Here is a 4,616-nt window from a genome sequence, read left to right as displayed (position 1 = left end):
AAATTTTACTTCTCAAACGCCTTTTCTAGGCTAAACGGAAACGCCTGATAGCCCATCGCGTTGGTCATTTTTATCTCGATTGACGGCTCTTTTGCGCCCCATTCAAACTCGTTGATGTGAGGGCTAGGCACGCCGACTGGACGGCCTTTGGCGATGTCAAACTGCATACCCGCAACCGCTGAGTAAACCATCACGCTATCTAGGTCGTCTTGATACTGCGCTAGCGAAGTAACCGAGCTGTACCACTCGCTGCCGCGCTGCTTGCCGTATTCCCAGACCTGCTCGACGGTTTTAGCTTTTTCGTCGATTTTATAAACGACCGCGCGGGAGTATTTCATACCCGCCATCGCAGGCTGTTCCATGCCGCGGGTGTCGCCGTTGTCAAAGACGGTGAGATACACTATGCCCTTTTTGGACTTGCTATCGATGCGGAATGCCGTATGCTGCGTCCACTGCCAGTCAAATCCGCCCTTCTCGCTCTCATATCCCGGGCATTTTGAGTACTCGTCCTCGCAGACGATCTTTTTGCCGTCTTTATCTACCGGCTGGAGCAAATAATCTTTAAACTGGTCCTTCCAGCCTTTGTGTGCGCCCATTATCCATTTGACTTTTTTGTCGCGGCCGATCTTGATGACGGCGTCTTGGTGGCGGCTGGAGATGATGATGCTATCGTCGCTTGGATCATAATCCACGCTATTTACGTGCGCCCAGTTGCGTCCGGGACCCGAGCCCACGATGTCGCCCCATTTTTCGTTCGTATCCATCGCGGCTAGCTCGTCCGCGCTCGCGGTGTGGCCCGCCTTGCTAGCGTCGATATTTAGGCACACCGCGCCCTGATCGAGCGTTTTTAGCACGATGTCGCGGTACGGATCTAGGATTTCATACAGCCTAAAATCATCCACGACGTTGCCGTCACGATCGACCTCGACGATGACGTCGCGCACGGTGCGGACGTTTTTGCCGTCGGCGCGTTTATAGTTGACGTTTGCCGCGCGGAGGAAGTAGTGGCCATTTTGCGCAACGTCCATGGAGTGCGAGAAGTCGTTGTATCCCGCAGGTAGCTCGCGGTTAAAAATTTCGCGGCCCATTATGTCGTATTTGGCGTATCGCTGCCCATAGCCCCACGTCATCGCGCCGTCGTCGTTTTGTTTAAAGCCCATCATGACGCCCGCGCTAAACGGCTGCTTGAGGTCGTAAATTTTACTCGGCTCCAGATACCAGCGAACTTCGCCCTTGGTGTCAAGGATGAAGTTGTTCGGGCTGTAGTTCCACTCGATCGCGCCGCCTGCAGGGTTGTTCCACACGACTTTGGTGCCCTTGCCGGTTTTATTTACGAAGTTATTTACGTAGTAAAGGCGGTTAGCAAATTTAGCGCTCGGAGCCTTCACGACCTCGATTTTATCAAACAGCGCGCCCTTTTGAGACGGCATACCCGAGCTCTCCAAATAAATCGCAGGAGCGTAAATTTTATAGGTTTCTTTTACGTGCTCGGTTTGTCCCTTGTAAATTTTATCGTACTCGACCTCGACGGTGTTTTGATAGTCAGGGTAAAGTCCGAAAACAGGGATTCCGCCGTGCGTGCGAAGGTGCTTGTCGGCGACTTTATAGCTGATAACCTGACCGCCCGGCTTTGGTACGATGGTGACTTTTGCGTTTGCTAGCGTGTAGCCGCCGTTTTTGATCACCGCCGTTAAAGGCGCGATGTCGTATGGGTTTACGACTACTTCGCCGATCTTGCCCGGGATGCCGTAGTCGATGTGTGCGCCGCTAGGTCCGCCGATAGCCAGCGCGGCCGTGCTTAGACCGCCTAAAAGCGCCACAGCTAGCGCAAATGAAGAAAGAGTTCGCTTCATCTTATTCTCCTTTGAAATTGGTTTGATATCGTAATTTTAATCAACCTCGCTAACGTAGAAATCACGCGTTTATTAAAACTTGCTTAATTATAAAAAATAATTTCAAATTTTGACTTTTGTGCCAAAATTTAGTCGAAATTTTATAAATTTAATCTAAAATTTATCTTAGCGTGAGTTTTGCGGCGGCGAGAGAATATAAAATTAACGCAAACAAAATCATTTTAAGGAGCATTCCATGAATCTACTTTCTAAATTTAGCAAAGGCTTTTTAGCCGTAGCGATGTTCGGCGCCCTTAGCGCGTCCGCATTTACCGAGGGTGAGGACTACGTAAAGCTCGAAAAACCGCTACCCGTAGAGCAAAACACGCTAGTTAAGGTCTTTAGCTACGCATGCCCGTTTTGCTATAAATACGACAAAACCGTCACTCCGAAGGTCGTCGAAAAGGTCGCGGGGCTAAAATACGTGCCGTTTCATCTAAAAACCAAGGGCGAATACGGCGAGGCGGCGAGTAAAATTTTTGCCGTTTTAGCCGTGATGGACGAGGAAAAGGGCGTGAGCCTGCTGGATGAAAACTCGCTGTTTAAAAAAGCAAAATTTGCCTACTACAAAGCCTATCATGATCAAAAGCAGCGCTGGAGCGATGGTAAGGACGAAGCTGCGTTTTTAAAGACGGGGCTTGATGCGGCGGGCATTAGCGAAGCGGACTATCAAAAAAAGCTAGAGGACCCAAAGGTCGCCGAACTGCTTAAAAAATGGGACGAGAGCTACGACGTAGCCAAGATCCAAGGCGTACCGGCCTTTGTCGTAAACGGCAAATACCTCATCATGACGAAGTCCATCAGCTCCATCGACGGTATGGCGCAGCTAGTAGAAGAGCTGCTCAAAAAATAGGGCGCAGGCATGAAATTTGCGGAAAAAATAGCGAAATTCGCAGATAGCCGCCTGCCGTGGGCGATCCTCATAGCGGTGAGCGTGGGACTCGTGATCCTAGCGCACTCGCTGTTTCAAAACTACGTCTATATGCCGCCTTGCGAGCAGTGCGTCTATATCCGCTTTGCCTTTTTATGTATGGCGCTAGGAGGCCTGGTCGCGATCATAAATCCTAAAAATTTGCTCCTCGCCGCGGTAGGCTACCTGCTAGCGTTTTGGGGCGCGATCCAAGGCATAATGTATAGCGTAAAGCTCGCCAAGATCCACGATGCCGTCCACGGAAACGATCCGTTTGGCGTGCAGGGCTGCTCGACCGAGCCGCACTATCCGTTTGGTTTGCCGCTTGAGCGGTGGGCGCCCGATTGGTTTTTGCCTACGGGCGACTGCGGCTACGATAATCCGCTAGTGCCCGAGGGCGTCACGCTAGACGGCTTTCAGAAATATCTCGTCGATCTTTACGAGGACGGCTGGTACCTGATCCCATCAAGCAAATTTATGTCGATGGCAGACTGCACGCTCGTAGGCTTTAGCGTCTGCTTCGTCGTGCTTGCCGCGATGTTTATTTGCAAAATTTTAACTATGAAAAAAGCTTAAATCGGTCTAAATTTAGACCGATTTTGCTATACTCGCCGCATGAAAGCCTTACGCGAACATAATTTTAAAATTTACTTCATCATCATTTTCGCAAGCCTTTTCGTGGTGCTTTTGGGCGTGAAAAACTACGAGGACGCCAAGGCGCAGATCACGACGCTCGCGGATAAAAACAAGATCACCGCGAGCGAAAATATCGTCGGGAGCTTCTCGTTTTGGCTGGATGAGCGGCTACACTCCTTGGTGCGCGCGGCTAAATTTATGCAAAACGCAGGCGCGATACGAGACGACGAAAAGCTCGGCGACTTCATACGGCTTTTTAAAGAAAACTCAGCAGAATTTGACGCCTTGCAGTTTTTGCGCGAGGACGGAGAGATCTTCGTGGACGGCAAGAAGCTAGAGGGCGATGAAGCGATGCCAAAGAGCCTGCGCACGGGACTTGTGTGGTTTGAGGAGACCAAAAGCACGCTCGCACCCACGGTAAATTTTATGCAGCGCCATAAAATTTTAGGCGAGCCGACGTTAAATTTATGCGTGCCCGTCATGGACGGCGGCTCGTTTGCGGGGGTGTTTTGCGGCGTGGTGAAGCTGCAAAACATACTAAAAAATATGGAGAAATTTAAGCTAGCGCCAGATTCTTACGCCTTCATCGTCACGCACGGCGGCGAAATTTTAACGCCGATGAAGGATGCGGCGCTAAAAAAGCAGATCGAGGATAAATTTAAAGAGCTTTTCCTGCGGGGCGAGGATATCACGAGCCTAAATATCGGCTCAAATTTTATCTCAGTCGCCGAGATCCCCACGCTAAACTGGTTCATCGGCGCAGGCACCGATAACGAAAAGGAGCTCGCCGCGCTGCTTAACTCCGCGCTAAAAAACGCCCTTACTCTGCTTTTTGCGTTCGCGGTACTAGCGCTCGTGGCAAATTTCCTCCATAACTTTATGTACTCAAAAATCAAAAACCTGCAAGACGACTACGAAGCCTTACTCAAGCACAAAGCGCGTATGAGCGAGGCAGGCGAGCTAATCAGCGGCATAAATCATCAGTTTATCCAGCCGGTTAATTCGCTAAATTTGATGATCTCAAGCCTGCTCATGCTGCAAAAAGACGGCAAGCTAGACGCCGCGACGCTAGAGAGTATGCTGCAAAAGGGGCAGGCCGCGACCATACTTTTAAGCGATACGATCGAGATTTTTAGAAATTTTTATAAAAGCAGCGACAGCCCGCAAAAATTTAGCGT

Annotated in this window: 4 protein-coding genes; 3 read left to right on the top strand and 1 reads right to left on the bottom strand. The window is 50.2% G+C overall.

The genetic code is table 11. From position 1 onward, the window contains the following. Positions 1–5: 5 nt before the first annotated feature. Positions 6–1,853 carry an aryl-sulfate sulfotransferase gene (locus Q0546_RS08500; RefSeq protein WP_298792174.1) on the bottom strand — a complete coding sequence of 616 codons (1,848 nt, stop codon included), beginning with the start codon at positions 1,851–1,853 and terminating at the stop codon, positions 6–8. A 235-nt stretch (positions 1,854–2,088) separates the two neighbouring features. Here Q0546_RS08500 and Q0546_RS08495 point away from each other — a divergent pair, with 235 nt between their 5' ends. The 3 genes from Q0546_RS08495 to Q0546_RS08485 form a co-directional block, all read left to right on the top strand. Next, positions 2,089–2,745, top strand: coding sequence for a thiol:disulfide interchange protein DsbA/DsbL (locus Q0546_RS08495; protein ID WP_298792172.1), 657 nt, complete (start codon positions 2,089–2,091; stop codon positions 2,743–2,745). Positions 2,746–2,754: 9 nt separating this feature from the next. Beyond that, positions 2,755–3,378: a protein-disulfide oxidoreductase DsbI gene (gene dsbI / locus Q0546_RS08490; RefSeq protein ID WP_298792170.1), complete on the top strand. Its 624-nt coding sequence runs from the start codon at positions 2,755–2,757 to the stop codon at positions 3,376–3,378. A 39-nt stretch (positions 3,379–3,417) separates the two neighbouring features. Next, on the top strand, positions 3,418–4,616 hold a 1,199-nt coding region (locus Q0546_RS08485), incomplete at its 3' end, for a cache domain-containing protein (RefSeq protein ID WP_298792168.1).

The sequence above is a fragment of the uncultured Campylobacter sp. genome (assembly GCF_937997465.1).
Taxonomy (GTDB): Bacteria; Campylobacterota; Campylobacteria; order Campylobacterales; family Campylobacteraceae; genus Campylobacter_A.
Note: the sequence above shows the minus strand (reverse complement) of the source record. Positions and strands in the feature narration are given on the sequence as shown.